Here is a 622-nt window from a genome sequence, read left to right as displayed (position 1 = left end):
CATTATCCTGCCGCACTGTTGGGTGTGCGAGCAGCGGTTCACAGACTCCACACCCCCGGGCCCCGCGTCTCGTGAAGTGCACCACGTGATACCGCGCAACTATGGTGGTGAAGACGGACCCACCGTCACGTTGTGCGCTGACCACCACAACCGGCTTCACGCCATAGCACTGCGCCTGCAATCTGGAAAACCTCATTACGATCTGCTGGCTGGTGAGCCTGCGGGCCACGCAACAAAGCTTCTCGAACTCGCGACAAACGTATATAATGCGTGGTCTGCCACCAAGGGTGATCCGAATAAGCCTGCACTCGTCATGCTGCGTCTAACAGGCCAGCAAAAATCCATGATCGAGAAGCTGAAAAAGGTGTACCCAAAATGTAGATCGCGAGAATCCATCCTGAATCTCGCTCTTGAAAATCTGTATAGGAGAAATTTCGGTGCAAGCTGAAACCACGCAGCAACCTGTTATTGCCGCCCACCTGCGTAATGGGCAGACGGTTATCGCCCGCTACAAAGGCGAAAACGAAACGCATCTCGGGCTCGACAAGCCGTACATTCTGGAGACGTTTCCGGGCGCGGGTCCCGGCGGTCAAACTGGTGTGATGCTGACGCCCTACCTTGG

Annotated in this window: 2 protein-coding genes; both read left to right on the top strand. The window is 55.8% G+C overall.

Translation table 11 applies throughout. The annotated features are described in order from the left end of the window. Positions 1-448, top strand: a 448-nt coding sequence (locus AC1RPJ_RS07695; RefSeq protein WP_481762830.1) for an HNH endonuclease, incomplete at its 5' end; no start/stop codon positions are given. Continuing rightward, on the top strand, positions 438-622 hold a 185-nt coding region (locus AC1RPJ_RS07690), incomplete at its 3' end, for a hypothetical protein (RefSeq protein WP_429616338.1). The genes AC1RPJ_RS07695 and AC1RPJ_RS07690, both read left to right, overlap by 11 nt.

This window comes from Dellaglioa sp. CoH-57-MRSF-17 (assembly GCF_056782015.1).
This window is presented reverse-complemented; position numbering and strand designations above follow the sequence as displayed.